General features: G+C 66.2%; 16 protein-coding genes. 5 read left to right on the top strand and 11 right to left on the bottom strand.

Features of this window, described 5'->3' with window-relative positions:
- Window positions 1-1120 (top strand): DUF3443 domain-containing protein (locus LDO54_RS21000; protein ID WP_436975635.1); only part of this gene is annotated, 1120 nt, incomplete at its 5' end.
- Between the two features lie 56 nt (window positions 1121-1176).
- Here the strand turns inward: LDO54_RS21000 and LDO54_RS20995 are convergent.
- Window positions 1177-1746 carry a hypothetical protein gene (locus tag LDO54_RS20995; RefSeq protein ID WP_224012589.1) on the bottom strand — a complete coding sequence of 190 codons (570 nt, stop codon included), beginning with the start codon at window positions 1744-1746 and terminating at the stop codon, window positions 1177-1179.
- A 143-nt stretch (window positions 1747-1889) separates the two neighbouring features.
- On the opposite strand from LDO54_RS20995, the gene LDO54_RS20990 reads away from it, so the two are divergent.
- Together LDO54_RS20990 and LDO54_RS20985 are read left to right on the top strand one after the other, a co-directional pair.
- On the top strand, window positions 1890-3767 hold the full coding sequence (locus LDO54_RS20990; protein WP_436975637.1) for a VRR-NUC domain-containing protein: 1878 nt from the start codon (window positions 1890-1892) through the stop codon (window positions 3765-3767).
- Complete coding sequence (locus LDO54_RS20985; protein WP_224012588.1) at window positions 3764-6037, top strand: ATP-dependent DNA helicase; 2274 nt, start codon at window positions 3764-3766, stop codon at window positions 6035-6037. The genes LDO54_RS20990 and LDO54_RS20985 overlap by 4 nt, the downstream gene beginning before the upstream one ends.
- An 82-nt stretch (window positions 6038-6119) precedes the next feature.
- Here the strand turns inward: LDO54_RS20985 and LDO54_RS20980 are convergent, their stop codons facing one another.
- The 6 genes from LDO54_RS20980 to xylA all read right to left on the bottom strand — a co-directional run bounded on the left by LDO54_RS20980 (window position 6120) and on the right by xylA (window position 16462).
- Window positions 6120-8981 carry an ATP-dependent Clp protease ATP-binding subunit gene (locus LDO54_RS20980; RefSeq protein ID WP_224012587.1) on the bottom strand — a complete coding sequence of 954 codons (2862 nt, stop codon included), beginning with the start codon at window positions 8979-8981 and terminating at the stop codon, window positions 6120-6122.
- A gap of 477 nt (window positions 8982-9458) precedes the next feature.
- The gene (locus tag LDO54_RS20975; RefSeq protein ID WP_224012586.1) at window positions 9459-10658 is read right to left on the bottom strand and encodes a sugar ABC transporter permease; all 1200 of its coding nucleotides are present in this window, start codon (window positions 10656-10658) and stop codon (window positions 9459-9461) included.
- On the bottom strand, window positions 10655-12196 hold the full coding sequence (gene xylG / locus LDO54_RS20970; RefSeq protein ID WP_436975636.1) for a D-xylose ABC transporter ATP-binding protein: 1542 nt from the start codon (window positions 12194-12196) through the stop codon (window positions 10655-10657). Before xylG ends, LDO54_RS20975 begins: the two co-directional genes overlap by 4 nt.
- Before the next feature lie 146 nt (window positions 12197-12342).
- Entirely contained in the window at window positions 12343-13371 is a 1029-nt protein-coding gene (gene xylF / locus LDO54_RS20965) for a D-xylose ABC transporter substrate-binding protein (protein ID WP_224012584.1), read from the bottom strand.
- A 215-nt stretch (window positions 13372-13586) separates the two neighbouring features.
- Window positions 13587-15077 (bottom strand): xylulokinase, encoded by a 1491-nt coding sequence (xylB, locus tag LDO54_RS20960; protein WP_224012583.1) that lies wholly within the window; start codon window positions 15075-15077, stop codon window positions 13587-13589.
- 62 nt (window positions 15078-15139) lie between these two features.
- Window positions 15140-16462, bottom strand: coding sequence for a xylose isomerase (gene xylA, locus LDO54_RS20955; RefSeq protein WP_224012582.1), 1323 nt, complete (start codon window positions 16460-16462; stop codon window positions 15140-15142).
- Between the two features lie 271 nt (window positions 16463-16733).
- On the opposite strand from xylA, the gene LDO54_RS20950 reads away from it, so the two are divergent.
- Window positions 16734-17984, top strand: a complete 1251-nt coding sequence (locus LDO54_RS20950) for a XylR family transcriptional regulator (RefSeq protein ID WP_224012581.1) — start codon at window positions 16734-16736, stop codon at window positions 17982-17984.
- Between the two features lie 39 nt (window positions 17985-18023).
- The gene (locus LDO54_RS20945) at window positions 18024-19088 is read left to right on the top strand and encodes an aldose epimerase family protein (protein ID WP_224012580.1); all 1065 of its coding nucleotides are present in this window, start codon (window positions 18024-18026) and stop codon (window positions 19086-19088) included.
- 63 nt (window positions 19089-19151) lie between these two features.
- Here the strand turns inward: LDO54_RS20945 and LDO54_RS20940 are convergent, their stop codons facing one another.
- From LDO54_RS20940 to LDO54_RS20925, 4 genes are all read right to left on the bottom strand, one after another.
- The gene (locus LDO54_RS20940) at window positions 19152-20012 is read right to left on the bottom strand and encodes a 3-hydroxybutyryl-CoA dehydrogenase (RefSeq protein ID WP_224012579.1); all 861 of its coding nucleotides are present in this window, start codon (window positions 20010-20012) and stop codon (window positions 19152-19154) included.
- Window positions 20013-20238: 226 nt separating this feature from the next.
- On the bottom strand, window positions 20239-20805 hold the full coding sequence (locus LDO54_RS20935) for an acyloxyacyl hydrolase (RefSeq protein ID WP_224012578.1): 567 nt from the start codon (window positions 20803-20805) through the stop codon (window positions 20239-20241).
- Between the two features lie 484 nt (window positions 20806-21289).
- A complete protein-coding gene (locus tag LDO54_RS20930; RefSeq protein WP_224012577.1) occupies window positions 21290-22228 on the bottom strand; it encodes a DMT family transporter in 939 nt (312 codons plus the stop codon).
- A gap of 526 nt (window positions 22229-22754) precedes the next feature.
- A complete protein-coding gene (locus LDO54_RS20925; protein ID WP_224012576.1) occupies window positions 22755-23429 on the bottom strand; it encodes an endonuclease domain-containing protein in 675 nt (224 codons plus the stop codon).
- Between the last annotated feature and the right edge of the window lie 138 nt (window positions 23430-23567).

Genomic DNA, 23567 nt, shown 5'->3' with positions numbered 1-23567 from the left:
CGCCTCGACCACCGGCGGCACCACCGTGCCCCAATCGACCACGCCCAACGTGCACGTCGTGCAGGTCGCGGCCACGCCGACTTCGACGCGCAACATGCTCACCACCAGCGTGACGGTCTGCGTGCCGGGCACCGCCACCTGCGCGACCATCGGCAACGTGCAGGTGGACACGGGCTCGCAGGGCCTGCGCCTGCTCGCCTCCGCGTTGCCCGCGGGCCTGAATCTGCCGGCGGTGACAGCGGGCAGCGGCGCGGACATCGCCGGCGAATGCGCGGGCTTCGGCACCGGCTACACCTGGGGCGCGGTGCGCCGCGCCGACGTGCGGCTCGCGGGCGAAGTGGCCCCGGCGCTGGCGATCCAGGTCATCGCCGACCCGGCCGTGCCGACGACCCCGAGCGCCTGCCAGAGCCGCGGCCTCGCGATGATGACGCTCACGACGCTGCGCGCGAACGGCATCCTCGGCGTGGGGCCGTTCAATGCCGACTGCGGCGCATCGTGCGTCAATCAGGCGTCCGGGGCGTGGTACTACACGTGTCCGTCGGGCAACTGCACGGCCAGTGCGCAGCCGCTCGCGCAGCAGGTGCGCAACCCCGTCGCCGCCTTCGCGACCGACAACAACGGCGTCGTGCTCGACCTGCCCGCCGTGGCCGACAGCGGCGCATCGAGCGTGACCGGTTCGCTGATCTTCGGCATCGGCTCGCAGCCGAACAACACGCTCGGCGGCGCGAAGGTGCTGCGCGCGAACACGGCAACGGGCTTCGTCTCGACGACGACCTCGGACGGCAGCGTCTACGCGCAAAGCTATCTGGACAGCGGCTCGAACGGCCTGTTCTTCGCCAACCCGACGCTGACGCGCTGCGGCGTCTGGTATTGCCCGTCGTCGCCGCAAAGCCTCAGCGCGACGATCAAGGGCGTCGACGGCGCGACAGCGCCCGCGGCGCTCTCGATCGCGAGCGCGCTGTCGCTCTTTTCGAGCGGCAACTGGGCATTCGCGAATCTCGCGGGCTACAACAGCCGTGCGTTCGGATGGGGGCTGCCGTTCTTCTTCGGCAAGCGCGTCTTTACGGCGATCGAGGCCCAGGCGACGCCGGCGGGCGCGGGGCCGTATTTCGCGTTCTGACGATGAGGGGAGCGTGGGACAGCAAGGCGCGCGCGGCGCGCCTTGCGCGTGATCGCTTAGTCGTCCGCGCTGGCGTCGGACGCGGGCGTGGTCTTGGCGAGCGCGGCGGGCGCGAGCCAGTGGAACGACGTGAGGCTGCCGGTCTGGTTGTAGGTGCACTCGGCGGCGGCGGGCGTGGGCGGCGTCTTGTGCAGGCCGAGCTTCTGGGCGATCAGCGCGACGGGCGTCGTGGGCTTGGGTTCCGCCGCCTGTTTGGCCGACGCGTCGGAAGCCTGCGAAGCCGCAGCAGCCGAGGCCGTCGTGGCAGTCGCCTTCGCGCCTTGCGCGCCGCTCGCGCCGACAGCCGCCGAAGCCGCTGAAACGCCCGACGCGTCCGACGCACTCGACGCCGCGACAGCCCCGGAAGCCGGCAACATGGGACGTTCGAGATGCCCCTCGATCACCACGCGTTTGCCGCGATACGCCACGGCGGTATGCGTGACGGCGAGTTCGCCCAGCGACGTCTGGGTCAGCCGCGTGCGCATCTCCTGCGCGCAGGCGCCCGGATTCTGGTACTGCGCGACGCATCCCGCGAGCAAGGTGACGCCGGCCACGAGGCCGACGAGGCTGACATTCCGTTTATTCATCGCTGTGTTCATGCGCTCGAAGCGCGGTTCGGTTTTCAGGCTGCGGCAATTGTAGCCTACGGCCGCCCGCGGCCCGCGTGGAACCGATGCGCGGCAGCGCGAGCCTGCTATCATCGCTGCTGTATATCCGTACAGTGCCGCGCGTGCTTCCCGACTCTCCCGATCCGTTCTATTACCTCGCGAACTTCGAGCGCGCGCTCGGCTGGCTCGACGCGCGCTGCGCCGACCTGTTCGACGACGAGGAGCGCCGTTTCCTGCGCGACTTCGGCGCTTTGCGGCGCGCCTCGCGCGCGCTGTTCGTGCGCATGCTGATGCGCAAAGGGCCGGATTTCCGCGCCAGCAAGCTCGACTATGCCGAGATCGGCTGTCCGCGTGCGGCCGCCGCGCCGCTGGTCGCGACGGGCTGGCTCGACGGCGCGCCCGTGCTCGAATTCGATGCGCTCGCCGCACTCGTCACGAAGGCGGAATTGCAGGTGCTGGCCGCGCGACTCGTTGACCCGCTCGCGCAGCGTGCGCAAGCCGACGCCGCTACGGCCTCGCGTGAAATCGAAAGCCCCGCCGCACTGGAAGCCCTGAAAGCGCTGGACAAGCGCAGCGCCACGCGCGCCGCCCTCGTCGGCGCGCTCGAAGCCGCGCTGGCAACCGGCTCGCCCGCCGCGCGCGAATGGCCCGCGTGGTTCCCCGGCTCGGCCGACAGCGTGTTCCGCTTCAGCGCCGCCCCGCTCTGCGAGCGCCTGCGCCTGATGTTCTTCGGCAATCTGCGTCAGGACTGGACCGAATTCGTGCTCGCCGATCTGGGCGTCTACCGCTACGAACAGGTGCCGCTCGATGCCGCGTCGCGCGCGTTCCAGCAGCGCGACGACATCGACGCGTATCTGGCGCTGCGCGACTGCCGCGAAGCGCTCGAACTCGCCGACGATCCGGCCACGGGCCTCGCCTGCGCGCTCGATACGCTCGACGCGCTCGCGCCCCGCACGCACGGCAACGCCTGGCTGCGCGCGCGCCACGACCGTCTGCGCCACGCCGTGGGCCTCGCCGCCGAGCGCGCGAGCGCCGCCGAACTCGCCTGGCGCGCCTACGTGGACTGCGCGCACCCCGAATCGCGCTACCGGCGCGTGCGCGTGCTCGAACAACTCGGCCGACGCGACGAAGCCGTGGCGCTCGCGCAGACGATCGCCGCCGCGCCCGTCAACGAGGAAGAAGCGCAGCGCGCGGCGCGCACGCTCGGACGCCTGCAACGCACGCGCGCGCGAAAACACGCCGATGCCGCGGCATCCGACGAAAAATCAACGCCGACGCCCACGCACGCCACGCTCACGCTGACCTTGCCCGCCGCCTGGGCCGATCTGCGCGTGGAAGAAGCGTCGCGCCTCGCGCTCACGTGCGCCGACGCGCCCGTGTTCTACGTCGAGAACACGCTGATCAACAGCCTGTTCGGCCTGCTGTGCTGGCCCGCGCTGTTCGCGCCGCTGCCGGGCGCGTTCTTCCATCCGTTTCAGCGCGGCCCCGCCGACCTGCACGCCGCCGACTTCGTCGCGCGTCGCGCCGAACGCTTCGCGGCCTGCCTCGCCGAACTCGACAGCGGCGCCTACCGCGCGACGATACGCGCGCGCTTCGTCGAAAAAACCGGCATCCAGTCGCCCTACGTCGCGTGGCCCGCGCTCGACGAGACGCTGCTCACCCTCGCGCTCGACTGCTTTCCGGCCGCGCACCTGCGCCTGTGGTTCGAGCGCCTGCTGCGCGAGCCCGCCGCCAACCGCTCGGGTCTGCCCGACCTCGTGCGCTTCTGGCCGCGCGAGCGCCGCTACGAACTGATCGAGGTGAAAGGCCCCGGCGACCGCCTGCAAGACAATCAGCGCCGCTGGCTCGCCTACTGCGCGGCGCACGGCATGCCCGTCACGGTGCTGCAGGCGCGCTGGGCGAGCGACGAGAGCGACGAGAGCGACGAGAGCGACGAGAGCGACGAGAGCGACAACAACGATCCGGCCACGCTCGCGGCCAATCCGGCATCGACGCGATGAGCTACACCGTCGCCGTGCGCACGCTCTGCGAGTTCACCGCGAAGCGCGGCGACCTCGACCTGCGCTTCACGCCCTCGCCCGACGCGAGCGAAGGCCGCGCCGGACACGCCGCCATCGCCGCACGCCGTCCGCCCGGCTATGAAACCGAAATCGCGCTCACGGGCACCGTCGGCACGCTGACCGTGCGCGGCCGCGCCGACGGCTACGATCCCGCGCAACGCCGGCTCGAAGAGTTCAAGACCTATCGCGGCGATCTCGACGCCATGCGCGAGAACCAGCGCGCACTGCACTGGGCGCAACTGCGCGTCTACGGCGCGCTGATGTGCGAAAAGCTCGGGCTCGACGCCATCGAACTCGCGCTCGTCTACTACGACATCGCCACGGGCCGCGAGACCGCGCTGACCGAACAGGCGAACGCCGCCGATCTACGCGCCGCCTTCGAATCGCAGTGCGAACGATTTTCCGCGTGGGCCGAACAGGAAAGCGCGCACCGCGTCGCGCGCGACGCCGCGCTGATCGCGCTGCAACTGCCGCACGCGGACTTCCGTCACGGACAGCGCGATCTCGCCGAAGCTGTCTGGCGCGCCGCCACGCAAGCACGCTGCCTGCTCGCGCAGGCGCCCACCGGCATCGGCAAAACGATCGGCACGCTGTTTCCGCAATTGAAGGCGTGCGCGCGTGCGGGCATCGACAAGGTGCTGTTTCTGAGCGCGAAAAGCCCGGGACGCCAGCTCGCGCTCGATGCGCTCGCGACGCTCGCCGATGCACAGCCGAATCGCGACACGCCGCTGCCGCTGCGCGTGCTCGAACTCGTGGCGCGCGACAAGGCCTGCGAGCATCCCGAACTCGCGTGCCACGGCGAATCGTGTCCGCTCGCGCGCGGCTTCTACGACCGCCTGCCGGCCGCGCGCTCGGCGGCGCTCGCACGCGTGCGGCTCGACCGCGCGGCGCTGCGCGACGTGGCGCGCGAGCACGCGGTCTGTCCGTACTATCTCGGCCAGGAACTCGCGCGCTGGAGCGACGTGATCGTCGGCGACTACAACTATTACTTCGACGTCAGCGCGATGCTGTTCATGCTCGCCGCGCACAATCAATGGCGCACGAGCCTGCTCGTCGACGAAGCGCACAATCTGCCCGAACGCGCCCGCGCGATGTACTCGGCCGAACTCGTCCAGACACGCGTCGATGCCGTGAAGCGCGGCGCGAGCGCGCCGGTCAAGCGCGCGCTCACGCGGCTCACGCGCCACTGGAACGCAGAAAACGCCGTGCAGCCGCACGCGTGGCGCGCGAGCGACGCGTTGCCCGACGGCCTGATCGCCGCGCTCGGCGACGTGATCGGCTCCATCGGCGATCAACTCGCGGAACCCGCGCTCGTGCGCGATCCCGAGCTCGAACGCTTCTACTTCGACGCGCTGCATTTCGTGCGTATCGCCGAGCGCTTCGATTCGCATTCGATCTTCGACGTCACGCCGCTGCCCGCCGCGAGCACGGCGAAACGCACGCGCTCCACGCTCTGCATCCGCAACATCGTCCCTGCGGGCGCGTTGCGTCCCCGCGTGGCGGCGGCGCACAGCGTCACGCTGTTTTCCGCGACGCTCGCGCCCACGCACTATTACGCCGACATGCTCGGCCTGCCCGCGAACACGGTGAGCGTCGAGATCGGCACGCCGTTTCGCGCGGAGCAGCTCGACGTGCAGATCGCGCGTGACATTTCCACGCGCTACAAGGACCGCGAGCGCTCGCTCGATGCGCTGGTCGCGCGCGTGGCCGCGCAATATGCGGCGCGGCCCGGCAACTATCTGTGTTTCTTCAGCAGCTACGAATATCTGCAACGCGCCGCCGATGCGTTCGTCGCGCGTCATCCGCACGTGCCCGTGTGGATGCAGTCGCGCACGATGGACGAGGCGCAGCAGCAGGACTTCGTTGCGCGCTTCAAGGAAGGCGGCAGCGGCGTGGGCTTCGCGGTGCTCGGCGGCGCGTTCGGCGAAGGCATCGACCTGCCCGGCACGCGGCTGATCGGCACCTTCATCGCCACGCTCGGGATGCCGCAGGTGAACCCCGTGAACGAAGCGATTCGCGCGCGCATGGAGACGCTTTATGGCGCGGGCTTCGATTACACCTATCTGATACCCGGGCTGCGCAAGGTGGTGCAAGCCGCGGGCCGCGTGATCCGCACCGAAAGCGACAGCGGCGTGGTGCATCTGCTCGACGACCGCTTCGCGCGTCCCGACGTGCGTGCGCTGCTGCCCGGCTGGTGGGAAATCGGCTGAACGCCATTCATCAGCATTCCGAATAAAATACCGGCAATAAAAAACTGGCGCCGCACACGACGCCAGTTTCGCTACGAACCCATCACGCCGATTTCGACTTGCCCGCGCCCTTGCCGTTCTTCTTCGGCGGCGGTGGCGGCGGATCGCCTTCGGCGTCGTCGGCGGCAAGCTCCGGCGCGATCTCGTCGACATCGAGCTTCGCGGCTTTTCCGTCACCCTTCGCCTTTTTCGCGGGCTTGCTTTCCTTCACATCGGGCGGCACCGCGATCTTCTCGATGGTGACTTCCTCGGCGCTCGTGTCGTAGCCCAGTTCGACCGTATCGCCCGATTGCAGCGCGTCGCCGAGTATCTCCTTCGCGAGCCGCGTCTCCACGGCCTGGCGGATCTGTCGCTTGAGTTCGCGCGCGCCAAACTCGGGCTGATAGCCCACCTCGACAAGATGATCGACGAGCGCCGCGCTCATCTTCAGCGTGATGCCCTGCGCCGCCGCCGTGCGCGTCACGCGGTCGAGCTGGATCTGCACGATGTTGCGGATGTTGTCCTTCGAGAGCGCATGGAAAACGATGATCTCATCGATGCGGTTAAGGAACTCGGGACGGAAATGCCCCTTGAGCACTTTCATCAATTCGCCGCGCACGTCCTTGTCGCTCTTGCGCTTCGCCTCGGGCTGCTCGAGGTTCTCCATGATGATCGACGCACCCAGATTGCTCGTGGCGATGATGATCGTGTTGCTGAAGTCCACGACGCGCCCTTTGCCGTCGGTGAGGCGGCCGTCGTCGAACACTTGCAGCAGCACGTTGTACACGTCGGGGTGCGCCTTCTCGATCTCATCGAGCAGAATCACGCAGTACGGACGGCGCCGCACGCGTTCGGTCAACTGCCCGCCTTCGTCGTAGCCCACGTAGCCCGGCGGCGCGCCGATCAGCCGCGCGACCGCGTGGCGCTCCATATACTCGCTCATGTCGATGCGGATGATCGCCTGCTCGTCGCCGAACACGGTTTCAGCCAGCGCCTTCGCGAGTTCGGTCTTGCCGACGCCCGTCGGCCCGAGAAACAGGAACGTGGCAATCGGCCGATGCTCCTGGCCAAGCCCCGCGCGCGACAGCCGCACCGCGTCGCTCACGGCGACCACGGCGTCGCTCTGTCCGACCACGCGTTCGCGCAGCGTCTCTTCCATCTTGAGCAGCTTCTGGCGCTCCTCCTGCGTGAGATCGGCGACCGGAATGCCGGTGAGCCGCGACACCACTTCGGCAATCGACGCCACCGTGACTTCGAGCGTTTCCGAACCGGTCTTGCGCTGCCACGCCTCGGTGAGATCGTCGAGCTTCGCCTGCTTCTCCTTGATGCGCTCCTCGAAATTCTTGGCCTCGTCGTAGCGCTTGCGCGAGGACGCGTAATCCTGCTCGCGCTTGAGCTGCACGATCTCTGCTTCGAGCTCCTGAATATCGGCGGGCCGCGAGGTCGCGCCGATGCGCACGCGCGCCGCCGCCTGATCGATCAGATCGATCGCCTTGTCGGGCAGGAAGCGCGACGTGATGTAGCGATCCGACAATTCGGCGGCGGCTACGAAGGCATCGTCGGCGAAGGTGACCTGATGGTGCGCCTCCAGCTTGTCGCGCAAGCCGCGCAGAATCACGATGGTTTGTTCGACCGTCGGCTCGGGCACCAGCACGGGCTGGAAGCGCCGTTCGAGCGCCGCGTCCTTCTCGATGTACTTCTGATACTCGTTGAGCGTAGTCGCGCCGATCAGACTCAGCTCGCCGCGCGCGAGCGCAGGCTTGAGCACGTTCGCGATATCGAGCCCGCCCTCGCCGCCGCCCTGCCCCGCGCCCACGATGGTGTGCAGTTCGTCGATAAAGAGAATCAGCTCGTCGTTCTTCGCGGTCACTTCGTCGATCAACTGCTTGGCGCGCTCCTCGAATTCGCCGCGATATTTCGCGCCCGCGACCATCGAGTTGATATTGACCTCGACGAGCCGTTTGCCGCGCAGCACCTCGGGCACGTCGCCGTTCACGATACGCTGCGCGAGCCCTTCGACGATGGCCGTCTTGCCCACGCCCGGCTCGCCGATCAGCACCGGATTATTCTTCTTGCGGCGCGCGAGCACTTCGATCGTGTTCTCGATTTCCTGCGCGCGGCCGAGCACCGGATCGAGCTTGCCCTGGCGCGCCATCGCGGTGAGATCGCGGCCGAACTTGTCGAGCGTGGGCGTGTTGGTGGGCGCATCCACGCGGCCATCCTCCGCGCCCTTGCCCACCACCTTCACCACTTTCTGGCGCAGCGCCTCGGGCGTCACGCCGTACTTCTTGAGCAGCGTGCCCGCGATGCTGTCCGGCACCGCAGCAAGACCGATCAGCAGATGCTCGGGACCCACATAGGAATGGCCGAGATCGCGCGACGCCTGAAACGCGAACTGAAACGCTTTCTTCAGACGCGGCGAGATCGTCATCTTGTCGATGGCCGCATCCTCGCGCGCGGTGCCTAGTTGCGCGTGCGCGTCGATATAGCCCTGGATGTCCTGCGGCGACAGCTTCAGCTCCTTGAGCAGCGCCGCGCAGACGTCGGTGTCGGCGAGCACATACAGCAGGTGCTCGCTGTCGAGTTCGGTGCGGCGCAACTCGTGCGCTTTCTCGGCGGCGCGTTGCAGGATTTCGAGGGTCTGCTCGCTGAACGCGTCGGTGGCGTCGACCGATTCGCGCGGCACTTCGGCGGAAAAGCCGTGGTCGTCGTCATCATCGTGACCGCCGCCTTCCATGCCGCCGAAGAAGCGCGACAAGCCGCCGCCGCCCAGCAGCGAATCAAAGGGATTGACCATGCTCTGATGGCGCATCAGCTGGCGATAGTCGTAGTCGCAGATCGACATCGACTTGCGCTCGCCGTTTTGCACGACGGTCACGCGCGCGACCGCGGGCCGCGCATTGCAGATTTCGCAGAGGGTAGGCATGACGGACTTGTCTCCTGTTCGGCACCGTGCCGCAGCGCGCGGAACGGCACGACGCAACGCGGGTTGCGCCGGAAAAGTGACAGAGCGGCGGTGACGCGCACGAGGCGCGCGACACCGTGGCGAAGAAGGCCGGGCGGGCGGCGTAAGACACGCGCCAGAGGCACACGGCGAAACGATTGTGGCAGGATTCCCGGCGACACGTCTCGAAGCTGCATCAGGCGTACGCATTGCTGCGCGCCCTGCAATAAACCATGACGAACGACGGAAGCATGCGTTCATCATGCCCGCAGCCAGCGGGCCGTGATAGAACGTCAGGCCGATAAAAGAAAACGGGCGGAACCGATGGTCCGCCCGTTTTAGTCTGCGCGTTGTACTCGCCCACTACACATTCGCGCGATGTGCGTCACATGTCCGGCTTCACGCGAGATCAATCACGTTTGCTATTGCCGCCCTATTTCGTCCGCGACATCAGCAACATCAACGACGATTCGATCCCGACACCACATCCACCCACACGGCGAGCACGAGAATGCCGCCCTTCACGATCATCTGCCAATACGCGTCCACATCGAGCATCGACATGCCGTTGTCGAGACTCGCCATCACGAGCGCGCCGATCAACGCGCCATAGACCGTGCCCGAGCCGCCGCGCATCGAAGTGCCGCCGATGAAGCACGCCGCGATCGCATCGAGTTCGCCCATCGTGCCCGCCGACGGCGAGCCCGCCGCGAGACGCGCGGTGTTCACCATGCCCGCCACCGCGCACATGAGCCCCATCAGCGCGAAGATCGCGAGCTTCACGCGATTCGTGTTGACGCCCGAAAGACGCGTCGCTTCGAGATTCGATCCCACGGCGTAGATGCGGCGGCCGAACACCGTTTGCGTGGCGACCCACGTGAAGATGCCGAGCAGCGCGAGCAGCAGCAGCACCGGCACGGGAATGCCGCCGTAGCTGTCGAGCATCAGCACGAAGGCCAGCACGATCGCGCCCGCGCCGACGATCTTCACGGCGTCCTGCCAGAGCGGCACCACGCTCAACTGATAACGGCGGCGATTCGCGCGCTGACGCACCGTGAGCACGGCGAGCAGCACGAACAGCGCAAACGCGATCACGTCGCCCACGACACGCGGCAGATAGCCCTGACCGATAAATACAAAGGAATCCGAAACGGGTGCAATCGTCGATCCACCCGTGATGCCCAGCAGCACGCCGCGAAACGCCAGCATGCCGCCGAGACCGACGATGAACGACGGCACGCGACGATACGTCGACCACCAGCCGTTGAACAGCCCGATCAGCACGCCGAGCGCGAGCACCACGGGCACCGTCACGCCGATCGGCCAGTGACGGTTCACGTCGAGTATCGCCGCCACGCCGCCGAGCAGACCGAGCAGCGAACCCACCGACAAATCGATCTCGCCCGCGATGATGACGAACACCATGCCGCACGCAAGCATGCCGGTGATCGACATCTGCCGCAGCAGGTTCGAGACGTTGCGCGGCGTGACGAACGCGCCGTGCGTGAGCACCGAGAAGAACACCCAGATCGCCGCGACGGCGAGCAGCAAGGCGAGGATCTTGTAGCGCGCGAACAGTTGCTGGAAGCGCAGGCCGAGGCCGCTGCCGCCCGGCAACTGATCTTCGCGCGCGGCGGGGGTCGTGACGTCTGGGGTCATGCTGCACTCTCTGCGATAGGTTGGGCACGCGCGCTCTGAATCGCGGCGCCGAGAATATGTTCCTGCGTCAGGCCTTCGTTGACGAAGTCGCCACGCAATTCGCCCTCGCCGATCACGAGCACGCGGTCGCTCACGCCAAGCACTTCCGGCAGCTCCGACGACACCATCACGATCGCCACGCCGCGCTTCGCGAGCTGGAACATGAGCTTGTAGATCTCGTACTTCGCGCCGACGTCCACGCCGCGCGTGGGTTCGTCGAGGATCAGCACCTTCGGGTCGGTCAGCAGCATCTTCGTGAGCACGGCCTTCTGCTGATTGCCGCCCGAGAGGCTCGCGATCGACAGCATGGGATTGGCCGCGCGCACCGACAAACGCTGCATTTCCGTGCGGATCGTGTCGAGTTCGGCGGCGGCGTCGATGCGGCCGCGCTTCGCGAAACGCTCCAGCACCGAGAGCGTGATGTTGTGGCCCACGCCCAGTTGCGGCACGATGCCGTGACGCTTGCGGTCCTCAGGCACCATGGCGATCCCCGCGCGGATCGCGTCGAGCGGCGAGCCGATCTTGAGCGGCTTGCCTTCGAGCATGACGCTCGCCGAATACGCGCCCGCATACGCGCCGAAGATCGCCTGCATGGTCTCCGTGCGGCCCGCGCCCACGAGCCCGGCCACGCCGAGTATCTCGCCGCGCCGCACTGAGAACGACACATCGTCCACGCGTTTGCGGCGCGGATTCGTCACGTCGTAGCAGGTCACGTTGCGCGCCTCGAACATCACTTCGCCGATCTCGTGCGGCTCGCGCGGAAAGAGGTTTTTGATCTCGCGGCCCACCATCATCGCGATCACGCGGTCGGTCGTGAGCGAGGCCATCGGCTCGGTCGCCACATGCTTGCCGTCGCGGATCACGGTGACGGTATCGCAGACGGCTTCGACTTCGTCGAGCTTGTGCGAAATGTAGACGCAGGCCACGCCGCGCCGCTTCAGATCGCGCACGATATCGAGCAGGATCTTCGTCTCGGCCGCCGTGAGCGACGACGACGGCTCGTCGAGAATCAGCAGCTTCGCGCGCTTGTTGAGCGCCTTCGCGATCTCGATCAGTTGCTGATGGCCGCCGCCGTAATTCATCACGGGCTGCGCGACGTTGATGGCGTCGATGTTCAGTTCGCGCAGCAATTCGTCCGCGCGCCGGTACATCGCCGCGTAATTCATGCGCCCGCCAGGCAGCGTGATTTCGTTGCCGAGAAAGATGTTCTCGGCGACGGAAAGCTCCGGCACGAGCATCAATTCCTGATGGATGATGACGATGCCCGCGCGTTCGGTGTCGCGCACGCTGTGCGCTTCGAGCGGCGCGCCTTCCCAGCGGATTTCGCCGCTCCAGGTGCCATGCGGATAGACGCCCGAGAGCACTTTCATCAGCGTGGATTTGCCCGCGCCGTTCTCGCCGCACAGGCCCACGCATTCGCCGGGCCGCACCGTGAGGTCGATGCCGTCGAGCGCCTTCACGCCCGCGAAGGATTTGACGATGCCGCGCATCGTCAGCAAGGGTTCGGTCATACGCTATGCGCCAATCTGTCGAGGTCTGCTTGTTCGCGTGAGCGTGACGACACCGCTCACTGCGCCCGCGCGCGGCGCGTTGTTGATTCGCCGCGCGCGGGCCCCTGCACTGCCTGACTGCGTGCCAGTCGACCTTATTGGCTCGCCAGTTGCGCCTGCGTATAGAAGCCGTCCTTCACGACCACGTCGACATTGCTCTTGGTAAGCAGCGTCGGTTGCAGCAGCACCGTGTCGACCTTCTTCTTGCCGTTGTCGTATTGCGCGTTGAAGGCGGGCTTCTGGCCCTTCGCGAGATCGACGGCGAGCTTGGCCGCTTCGCCCGCGATCAGCTTGAGCGGCTTGTAGACCGTCATCGTCTGCGTGCCGGCGACCACGCGCTTGACCGCCGCGAGATCGGCGTCCTGGCCCGAGACCGGCACCTTGCCCGCGAGATGCTGCGCGGCCAGCGCCTGAATCGCGCCGCCCGCCGTGCCGTCGTTCGAGGCGACCACCGCGTCGATCTTGTTGTTGTTCGCCGTGAGCGCGTCTTCCATGATGCGCAGCGCCGTCGAAGCGCTCCACTCCGGCACCCACTGCTGGCCGACCACCTTGATGTCGCCGCGATCGATCGCGGGCTTGAGCACCTTCAGCTGGCCTTCGCGCAGCATCTTCGCGTTGTTGTCGGTCGGCGCGCCGCCGAGCAGGAAGTAATTGCCCTTCGGCTGCGCGTTATACACGCCCTGCGCCTGCAGTTCGCCGACCTTCTCGTTGTCGAACGAGATATAGGCGTCGATGTTGGCGTCGAGAATCAGGCGGTCATACGACACCACCTTGATGCCCGCCTTCTTCGCTTCGGCCACGACGTTGCCGAGCGTTTTCGAATTGAACGGCACGATCACGATCACGTCGACGCCGCGCGAGATCAGATTTTCGATCTGCGAGATCTGGCGTTCCTCGCTCGCGTCCGCGGATTGCACCGACACTTTCGCGCCGAGTTTTTCCGCTGCCGCCACGAAATAATCGCGATCGCGCGACCAGCGCTCGACGCGCAGATCGTCGATACAGAAACCGATTTCCGGATGATCCTTGCTCGCGTGGGCGAGCGGCGCGGCCAGCGACAGACTCGCGAGCACGGCGCCGCAAACGAGCGACCCCAGAACCGAACGGCGTTTGGCGAATTGCATGTCTCCACTCCTCGTAATGGCGAGCGCCGGCCGCGCACTGCGCGGCGACGGCGCGTCATGGCGTTGTAGTTGATGATGAAGTGCACGCGCGCGATGCTTGCGCGTAAAACGATCTAACCGGGAACGATCCAACTTCTGGCGATGCAACTGCGGGCCTTGCAGGAAACCGCGCGGCTACGCTGGCCGCGCGGAAACTTCGTCGTCACCGCCGCGTTTCAGGCGCCGGTGGCGAAAACCGGTTCGAGCGCGGCGTAGAGCGCGCGAAATGTCGGACGGCGCGCCTCGCGATACCACGCATGACGCGCGGCATCGGGTTCGCGCACGGCGAGCACGGGCGGCTGCGGACACACGGATTCGAGCGGCGCATCCGGTTCGAGCGCGAGATGCGCGAGACGCGCCGCGCCCAGCGCCGGGCCGACTTCGCCGCCCGCACGCAAGGTGAGCGCGCGGCCGCTGATATCAGCGAGCATCTGCGTCCAGTACGCGCTGCGCGAGCCGCCGCCGATCACCGTGATCGTCTCCGGCACGAGCCCCGCTGCGTGCAGCGCGTCCATGCCGTCGAGCAGCGCGAAACCCACGCCTTCGAGCGTGGCGTTGGCGAGATCGGCGCGCGAGGTTTGCGGCGTCATGCCGTAGAACACGCCCTTCGCGTTGACGTTGTTGTGCGGCGTGCGCTCGCCGCTCAGATACGGCAGGAACCACGGACGGCGCGCGTCGAGATCGGCGTTCGTGTGCGCTTGCGCATCGGCCAGCATCGCGCCGACGTTTTCGTAGTTCGTGAGTTGCGCGGTGAAGTCGAGGCAGCTCGCCGCGTTGAGCATCACCGACATCAGATGCCAGGTGCGCGGCAGCGCATGACAGAAGCTGTGCACGGCGGAATCGGGATTGGCGAGAAAGCCGTCCGAGACCGCGAAATACACGCCGGAAGTGCCGAGCGAGAACATGGCGTCGCCGGGACGCACGATGCCCACGCCCACCGCACCCGCCGCGTTATCGCCGCCGCCCGCCACCACGGGAATCTCGCGCAGGCCAAAGGCCTTCGCGAGTTCAGGGCGCAGCTTGCCGGTCACCTGATTGCCTTCGACCACGGGCGGCATCTGCGCGCGCGTGAGTCCGCAGGCGGACAGCAGCGTGTCGCTATAGTCGCGCTTCGCGACGTCGAGCCAGAGCGTGCCCGCCGCGTCGGACGGATCGGTCGCAAACACGCCCGTGAGCAGCCAGCGAAGATAGTCCTTCGGCAGCAGCACATGCGCGATGCGCGCGAAGACGTCCGGCTCGTGCTTGCGCACCCAGAGCAGCTTGGGCGCGGTGAAGCCCGGCATTGCCAGATTGCCCGCCAGCGCGTGCAGTTCCGGCACCGCGCGTTCGAGTTCGATACATTCGGTGTCCGAACGACCGTCGTTCCAGAGGATCGCGGGACGCAGCACCTCGCCGTTCGCATCGAGCAGCGTCGCGCCGTGCATCTGGCCCGTGAGGCCGAGCGCTTCGATGCGGTCCGTGTCGATGCCGTTGCGGCGCGCCTCGTCGAGCAACGCGCCCAGCGCGGCGCGCGTGGCCTGCCACCAGTCCTGCGGCGCCTGCTCGGACCAGCGCGGCTGCGGGCGGCTTGCCGTGAGCGGCGCGCTCGCGGTGCCGAGCACGTCGCCCGCGCGATCGAGCAGCACGGCCTTGACGCCCGAGGTGCCGAGGTCGATACCGATGAACATTGTCTCCATCCTTTATTCTGGCGGCGCGCGATTACTGGCGCGCGTCCGCCTGCTTCACCGACTTAGCGCAGACCGTAAATCGCCTGATTGACGACGTTTTCGAGCCGCTCCTGGTGACCGCTCGCATGGTGCGGATTGACGCCGTGCGCAGCGGCGTCGGCCGCCAGCGACGACAGCGAGAAGCCGCCCGAGAGAATCTTGCGGCCGAACTCCGTATCCCAGCCCGCGTAACGCTGACGCTTGAACTGTTCGAGCCGATCGTTTTCGACCAGCACCGCCGCGCGTTCGAGCGCCAGCGCGAGCACGTCGATGGCGCCGACGTGGCCGTAGAACATGTCAGCGGGATCGCTGCTCTGGCGGCGCACTTTCGCGTCGAAATTCATGCCGCCGGTCGTGAAGCCGCCGTGGCGCAGGATCTCGTAGAACGCCAGCGTCAGTTCCTCGACGCTGTTCGGGAACTGGTCGGTATCCCAGCCGTTTTGCGGGTCGCCGCGATTGGCGTCCACGCTGCCGAAGATGCCGAGCGCGTAAGCCATGGCGATTTCGTGATGGAACGAATGGCCCGCGAGCGTCGCGTGATTGGCCTCGATGTTCACGCGGATTTCATTCTGGAGTCCGTACTGTGTGAGGAAGCCGTGTACGGTCGCCACATCGTAATCGTACTGATGCTTGGTGGGCTCCTGCGGCTTCGGCTCGATCAGCAGCGCGCCCTTGAATCCGATGCGCTCCTTGTGCTCCACCACCATCGAGAGAAAGCGCGCGAACTGGTCGCGCTCGCGCACGAGATCGGTGTTGAGCAGCGTGTCGTAGCCTTCGCGGCCGCCCCACAGCACGTAATTGTCACCGCCGAGCTTGTGCGTGGCGTCGAGCGCGTGGCACACCTGCGTGGCCGCGTAAGCAAACACTTCGGGGTTCGGGCTCGTGGCCGCGCCGCCCGCATAACGCGGATGCGAGAACAGATTCGCCGTGCCCCAGAGCAGCTTCATGCCGCTCGACTGCTGCTTCGCGCCGAGGTAATCGACCATGCGCGCGAAGTTTTCGGTGTAGTCCTTCAGGTCCTTGCCTTCGGGCGCGACGTCGGTGTCGTGGAAGGTATAGAACGGCACGCCGAGCTTCGTGAAGAATTCGAACGCGGCGTCGGCCTTCTGATGCGCGCGCTCCATGGCGTCGCCGGGCTGCTGCCACGGACGATTGAACGTGCCCTGCCCGAAGATGTCGACGCCAGGCCACACGAACGAATGCCAGTAGCACGCGGCGATGCGCAGATGCTCCTCGAGCGTCTTGCCGAGCACCTTCTTCGTGCGGTCGTAATGGTGATAGGCAAGCGGATTATCCGATTGCGGACCTTCGTAGCGAATCGCGGGAATGGCTTCGAAATACGACATGGCGTCTCCGGTTATGTTGCGGCGCAACGGCACGCGCCTTGCAATGTGACGCCATACTGCCCGCGACGCGCAAAGGCGGGCAATTGCGAAATTGCGCGACCCGCGTAACGTTTCCTGCCAGTGCACTGCCGCGTACGCGCACACAGGCCGCAGTGAGCCTAAAATAACCGCACACTTAAAACAGCCCGCGCCGCGCGCACCTTGCGCCGCGCCAGACACGGAGACAGCCGCGCCCGCGAACCGCAGGTTTGCAGACGCCCCGCGACACGCCATGAACCGCGCCCCTGCTTCCCAGACATCGCATCGGATCGCGCTGCTCTTCAACGCGAACAAGGTGTACGACCGCGAGATCATCGCGGGCATCGGCCATTACCTGCGCTCGACGCGCGTGGCGTGGGATCTGTTTCTCGAAGAGGACTTCCGCTGCCGCCTCGCGGGCATCGAGCGCTTCGAGGGCGACGGCATCATCGCCGACTTCGACGATCCCGCCGTGGCCGAGGCGCTGCAAGGCTGCCCGCTGCCGGTCGTGGCCGTGGGCTCGTCGTTCGAGGACGCCGCGCACTATCCCGCCGATCTGCCGTATATCGCCACCGACAACCGCAAGCTCGTCTCGCTCGCGTGGACGCATCTGATCGGCGCGGGGCTGCCGCATCTGGCGATGTATAGCCTGCCGGTCGCGCAGGAAAACCGCTGGGCGCAGGAACGCGAACTCGCGTTTCAGGCGCTCGCGCGCGAGGAAGACGTCGAAGCGCCGATCTATCGCGGTCTCGCGACCAGCGCGCCGTCGTGGAATCAGGCTTCGGAGCAACTGGGCGTCTGGCTCAACGCGCTGCCCAAGCCCGTCGGCGTGATCGCCGTGACCGACGCGCGCGCGCGCCAACTGCTGCAAGCCTGCCTGATGCACGGCATCGCGGTGCCCGAGCAGGTGGCGATCATCGGCATCGACAACGATCCGCTCACGCGCACGCTCACGCGCATTCCGCTGTCGTCGGTGATTCAGGGCACCGAGGAAATGGGCAAGACCGCCGCGCACATGCTGCATCAGATGCTCGGCGGCGCGCGCTTTCCGGGGCGGCGCATTCTGGTGCCGCCCGTCGGCATCAACGTGCTCGAATCGACGCGCCACGAACCGCTGTCGAGCCCGCACGTCATGCGCGCGCGCCACTTCATCCGCCAGTACGCGTGCCAGGGCATCAAGACCGAGCAGGTCGCCGATTACGTGGGCGTGTCGCGCTCGTCGCTCGAAGAGTATTTCCGGCGCGAGCGGCACTGCACCGTCCACCAGGAAATCCTGCGCCACAAGCTCGACGCCGCGAAAGCGATGCTCGCGAGCCGCGACGCATCGAGCGCCGAAGTGGCGATCCGCTGCGGCTTTACCTCGCTGCAATATATGTACGCCGTGTTCCGGCGCGAGCTTGGCTGCACGCCGCGCGAGTATCAGGACAGCGTGACGCCGCCGGCTTCTGCGTCAACATCGGCGTCAACTTCGGCGTCCACTCCTTCAACGCACACCGCGGGCTGATTGCGGTCCGCCCCGCCTCGACCACCACCACATCGTCCCATGAACAGTCTCGTCCAACTGAACCCCGAACCCTGGGGCACGCTGCCCGGCGGCGACGCTTGCCGGCTCTACACGCTGCGCAACGCCCAGGGCATGAAAGTGACGATCAGCGACTTCGGCGCGACGCTCGTCTCCTGGCTCGCGCCCGACCGCGCCGGACGGCTCGGCGAAATCCTGCTCGGCCACGACACGCCCGCCGCCTACGACGCCGCGAGCACCTATATGGGCGGACTGGTCGGCCGCTGGGCGAACCGCATCCAGGGCGCGCGCTTCACACTCGACGGCATCGACTACGCGCTCGATCGCAACGAAAACGGCAATCTGCTGCACGGCGGCGCGAACGGTTTTCATCGTCAGCTGTGGGAAGTCGAAGACGATCGCGGCGCGCTGCTGATGCGCCTCGATTCGCCCGAGGGCGACGGCGGCTTTCCGGGCAACGTGAGCGTGCAGGTGCGCTACGCGCTCGACGACGACGGCACGCTGACGATCGAATACGAAGGCGTGACGGATGCGCCGACGCCGCTCAATCTCACGAGCCACGGCTACTTCAATCTGAGCGGCGAGCCGGGCGCGGACGTGCGCGGCCATATCCTCACGATCGACGCGGACAGCGTGCTCGAAGTCGATGCGCAGATGATCCCGACCGGCGTCGCCGACGTCTCGGGCAGCGCCTTCGACTTCCGTCACGGCGCGCCGCTCGGCGCGCGGCTCGACTGGCCCGACGAGCAACTGGCACGCGCACGCGGCGTCGATCATTGCTATGTGCTGCGCGACAATCCCGCGCACGCCGTGCGCCACGTCGCGAGCGTGTACGAGCCGGGCAGCGGACGCGAACTGAGCGTCGCGACCGATCAGCGCGGCTTGCAGTGCTATACGGGGAATTATCTGGAAGGCCAGCCCGGCCGCCACGGCGTGCCGTGCGTGAAGCATGGGGCGCTGTGCCTCGAAGCGGGCGGCTTCCCGAATCAGATCAACATGGACGCGTCGCTTGCGCAAGCGACGGTGCTGCGTCCCGGCGACACGTACCGCCAGGTCACGCAATATGGCGTGCGCGTGCGCGCCTGAAAGGCGGCGTCACGGTGCATCGCGTGACGCATCGCGATGCACCGGTTTGCGCACGACGCGCGCTCAGGACACCTTGTCGTAGGCGTACACGCCGCGGCCGGTCTTGCGGCCCAGCTGCCCCGCCGCCACCATCTCGCGCAGCAGCGGACAGGCGCGATATTTCGAATCGCCGAAGTCCTTCAGGAACACGTCCATCACCGACAGGCAAACGTCGAGCCCGATCAGGTCCGCGAGCGCGAGCGGCCCGATCGGATGATTCGCACCGAGCTTCATGCCCGCGTCGATTTCCTCGGCGCTCGCGATGCCGTCGGCGAGCACGAAGAACGCCTCGTTGATCATCGGCACGAGAATACGGTTGACCACGAAGCCCGGCGCGTTCTTCACGCCGATCGGCGTCTTGTCGAGACGCTGCGCCAGTTCGCGCACCGACTCGGCCACGTCCGGGCGTGTCTGCAAGCCGCGGATCACTTCGACGAGCGGCATCATCGGCACCGGATTGAAGAAGTGCATGCCGATGAAGCGCGACGGATCGGCGAGCGTGGTCGCCAGCGCGGTAATCGAAATCGACGACGTATTCGACGCGATGATCGCATCGGCGCGCGCGGCGCTCTCGATCTGCTTGAGGATGCGCGTCTTGAGCTCGGCGTTCTCGGTGGCCGCCTCGATCACGAGGTCGGCGCTCGCGAGGCGCTGATAGTCGGTGGAGGTTTCGATGCGCGTGAGCGCCGCGTCGCGCGCGCCCGCCTCCAGCTTGCCCTTCGAGACCAGGCGCTCGAGGCTGTGCGTGAGCGTGGCCACGCCTTTGGCGAGCGCCGCTTCGTTCACGTCGATCATCACCGCCTTGAGCCCGGCCACCGCCACCGCCTGCGCGATGCCGTTGCCCATGGTGCCCGCTCCCACGATCCCTACCGTTTCGATTGCCATGCCTGCTCCTCACTCCTTGTCTGCGACGCCGGCGCATCGCTATGGAAAAAAACCGGCGATGCAGCGCGCGTGGTGCACTGCATCATGAACATAGTGTAACGGGTTACGGCGCGCGACCGGCTCCGGCGCGGCGCCGTGGCGCGCCGCACCGCGGATCTGGCGGGCAAAGGCAGAAACCAGCGCGGAAAGAATCGGGGCAGGACTGGGAGAAAGACGGCGAAGCGCCTCAGAAGTTGTACTGCACGTAGACCCAGGTGAAGTTGAGGCCGGGGTTCGGGGTCTTGATATCGGCGTTCGAGATGTGCTGGAAGCGGAAACCCGCCTGATAGTTCTGGTGCTCGCCGAACTGCGCGCCGATGCCGACCAGATCCGCGAACTGGAACGCGGACGACAAGGTGCGGTCAGGCGTCAGCTCGACGTGCGTGAGCATGCGCACGCCCACGCCCGCCTCGATGAACGGACGAATCCAGCCCGTATCCTTGATGATGCGGAACACCGGCGTCACGCCGAATTCCCAGATGGAAGGCTGCGTGGCGGCGGCTTCGGTCAGATGCCAGTAGGCCGCGTGAAATTCGCCGACCACGGTGAAGTGAAAACCCGCGAAGTGCCACCACTGCAAGCCCGGATCCCAGACGAGGCCGAGGTCGAGCTTCTTCACGTCGTGGTCCGCCCAGCCCGGCCCGAACTGAATGCCGAACTGGTCGGCCTGCGCGCTGGCCGCTCCCGCGGCGAGCAGCGCCGCGCACACGCCGCGTAGCAGGCGGCTTGCCGTCACCGATTGACTTGTTGTCATGAACATCCCCGGCAAGGAACGACATTTCACGACGCGGCCGCTTATCGCCCGCTTATCGCCCGCTTATCGCCCGCCTATCGCACGCTTTCCCAGCACCGCCGACGACTGGCGCACGCGACGTGCCACGTGCCGTTGCAGACGTCATCGCCAACTGAATCGGCTGAGCAAAGCCCGCACGACAATTCGAGCGTTTGCAAATGAATCATCCGTACAGTGCCGCCAGTGTAGTGGCGAATGGATGATCGTGCGCAGGACGGGAACGGGCATTCATGGAATCGCTAATTGAATGCTTTCAGCGCAATTCATGAATCCTGCAATGCGGGTGGGGAGATGAGGAAATCGCGGGATGTCACTAGCGAGCGCATCGCGTGCGATGGATACACTGCGATGCGACTCGATGCGTAGATCGTTGCGCAGGTTGTTACGCATGTCGTTGCGTTCGCAACGATCTACGAGAGGAAGAAACGATATGGCAGCGACGCGCTTACTGCTTCACGCTGGCGCGATCCGCGCGCGCGCCGATACCGGGCAAACGCTTGATGAAACCGGTGGCGAGCGCCGTGCCGCAGAGAATCGCCACGCACGCCTCGACCATGCCGAACGACACGTGCTCGCCGAGAAACAGCGCGCCCCACAGAATGCCGAACACCGGAATCACGAACGTGACCGTGATCGTGCGCGCCGGGCCGATCGCGGCGATCAGGCGGAAAAACAGCAGATACGCGACGCCCGTGCAGGCCACACCGAGACCGAGCGTCGCGCCCCATGCGTGCAGCGATACGGCCGCGTGCGGCCAGGTGGCGATCGCGAACGGCGTCAGGATGAACGTGGCGGCCGTCATCGTGCCCGCCGCGACGGTGAGCGGATCGACGCCCGTGAGGTGACGCTTCGTGTAGCTCGCCGCCACGCCATAGAGCGCCGAAGCGGTCAGCGCCGCGCCCGCCGCGAGCAGCGTCGACGACGCGCTGGCACCGTCGCCCGCGTGGTTCGCGATCTGATCCCAGACCAGCGCGACTACGCCGAGGAAACCAATCGCGAGTCCGGCCACGCGCAGGCCGCTCAAGCGATCCTTGAGCCAGAAGTACGCGACGATCGCGCCAAACAGCGGCGTGGTCGCGTTGATCACCGACGTCACGCCCGCCGACAAGGTCAACTCGGCCCACGCGAACAGACAGAACGGCGCCGCCGAATTGAAAAAACCGACCACGAGCAGCGGCCATGCGCGCTCGCGCAGCGCAGCGAACGCCTCGCGCGGCGAACGTCGCGAGAACAGCACGAGCAGCAGGAACAGCGCGCCGATACCCACGCGCAGCGCCATCAGCGGTGCCACGCCGAGATCCGTCACGCCGACACGGATAAAGAGAAACGAACCGCCCCACAAGGCGGCGAGAAAGACGAGCTGAGCGAGTTCGATCGGATTCATGGAAGCGGCGATATCGATGATGTGCGGAGGCGGCAAACGCCAAAGCGCGGACGCGCGCAGGCGTCGCGCGCGATGAGCGAGATCCGGCACGGGTGAGATGCGCTAATCGTAAGGGTCCGCGCGCGTCCCTCATAGCGAATGATTCTCACCGATATGTGAGAAAAATTAACAGCCGGATCTTGCGCACTTGTTTGTGGCGCACTTCTTTGTGGGCTTGTTCGCCGCGATCGCGCGGGACGCCGTTGTATTGGAGGGTTTAAAGCGGGTGTGAGGACGGCGGCGAAAGTATCGACGCACGCTTAATGCAGCGCAAAAAGAAAAAGGACCTACGGTTTTCACCGTAAGTCCTTTTTCAACTTCCTGGTCGGGGCGAGAGGATTTGAACCCCATCGACGCCAACAAAAATCCTTATAAATCAATGGTCCAAAAATACGCTGCGTTACCGATGTCACAGCCCAGTGTAACACTTTCGGGAGGACAACACCGTCCAATCCCGGCGAACTAAGTCGCGATCCAGATGACCGCATCACTTCGCGTCCAAAAGGCTAACCGGACTGAATCCCGGGATTTGATACGCCATCATGATGCAATCCGCAAGCGTGCCGCTCACGTCGGCCAGCCTGCGCTCAGCAGCTCTCCACTCAGCAACCGGCGCAGGCCGACGTAGCTGTCGGGCCGTTTTTGGGCAAAACTTCGTCCGCACTTCCCAAGAGCGGCGCACGCGTGCTCGCCGACGCGCTCGCGCCAGCTTGGACGAAAAGCCGCACGGCATCGGCTGGCATGGCTTTCCCACCAATGCGCCGTACGCATGGTAAACAGGCACAACCTCGGCAACTAGCGCCGCCCATTCGGCCAAATACCGCCGAGCTTTAAACAGCCAATCTGATGCGTTGAATCGCTCTGATCTTGCCTTGATTGCCTCATACGCCGCTGCCTCCCCCCGCGTCTCCATCGTCCCCAACCAGGCATTGCAGTGTCTGTGCAAAACCCCGCGCGCCACCGTTGTGGCGTGGTCATGATCCGACACCGCATCTTTCGACGTCACTTTCGCGCCGCACAGCGCGCACCGCCGCCCCTGCTGCTTCCATTGCCACTCCTTCAGTACCAAGATTTCGGCGGCATTCATGCCCGTGTGTTTAAAACCAATGCCGTCCGTCAGAGGTCGGCCGCTTACTTCAAAATCAAACTTCAACTTCGTCACTTCTGTTTCCTTCGGTCATAAAAAATGCCCCACCGATGACCTACCGGCAGGGCGTAAATTCTCGCATTAAGTTGTTGAATAAATTGGGAATGCAGTGACTTAAAGTCTGGTTTGTGACCTAGTGACCTACCTCACCCC

Origin of the sequence: Paraburkholderia tropica, assembly GCF_914484835.1 — a bacterium.
Taxonomy (GTDB): Bacteria; Pseudomonadota; Gammaproteobacteria; order Burkholderiales; family Burkholderiaceae; genus Paraburkholderia; species Paraburkholderia tropica_A.
Note: the sequence above shows the minus strand (reverse complement) of the source record. Positions and strands in the feature narration are given on the sequence as shown.

What these genes read in the sequence shown, in the direction of transcription:
- LDO54_RS20995 (WP_224012589.1), bottom strand. Translation starts at nt 1,746, where the DNA reads ATGAATAAACGGAATGTCAGCCTCGTCGGCCTCGTGGCCGGCGTCACC.
- LDO54_RS20985 (WP_224012588.1), top strand. Translation starts at nt 3,764, where the DNA reads ATGAGCTACACCGTCGCCGTGCGCACGCTCTGCGAGTTCACCGCGAAG.
- LDO54_RS20980 (WP_224012587.1), bottom strand. Translation starts at nt 8,981, where the DNA reads ATGCCTACCCTCTGCGAAATCTGCAATGCGCGGCCCGCGGTCGCGCGC.
- LDO54_RS20975 (WP_224012586.1), bottom strand. Translation starts at nt 10,658, where the DNA reads ATGACCCCAGACGTCACGACCCCCGCCGCGCGCGAAGATCAGTTGCCG.
- xylF (WP_224012584.1), bottom strand. Translation starts at nt 13,371, where the DNA reads ATGCAATTCGCCAAACGCCGTTCGGTTCTGGGGTCGCTCGTTTGCGGC.
- xylB (WP_224012583.1), bottom strand. Translation starts at nt 15,077, where the DNA reads ATGTTCATCGGTATCGACCTCGGCACCTCGGGCGTCAAGGCCGTGCTG.
- xylA (WP_224012582.1), bottom strand. Translation starts at nt 16,462, where the DNA reads ATGTCGTATTTCGAAGCCATTCCCGCGATTCGCTACGAAGGTCCGCAA.
- LDO54_RS20950 (WP_224012581.1), top strand. Translation starts at nt 16,734, where the DNA reads ATGAACCGCGCCCCTGCTTCCCAGACATCGCATCGGATCGCGCTGCTC.
- LDO54_RS20945 (WP_224012580.1), top strand. Translation starts at nt 18,024, where the DNA reads ATGAACAGTCTCGTCCAACTGAACCCCGAACCCTGGGGCACGCTGCCC.
- LDO54_RS20940 (WP_224012579.1), bottom strand. Translation starts at nt 20,012, where the DNA reads ATGGCAATCGAAACGGTAGGGATCGTGGGAGCGGGCACCATGGGCAAC.
- LDO54_RS20935 (WP_224012578.1), bottom strand. Translation starts at nt 20,805, where the DNA reads ATGACAACAAGTCAATCGGTGACGGCAAGCCGCCTGCTACGCGGCGTG.
- LDO54_RS20930 (WP_224012577.1), bottom strand. Translation starts at nt 22,228, where the DNA reads ATGAATCCGATCGAACTCGCTCAGCTCGTCTTTCTCGCCGCCTTGTGG.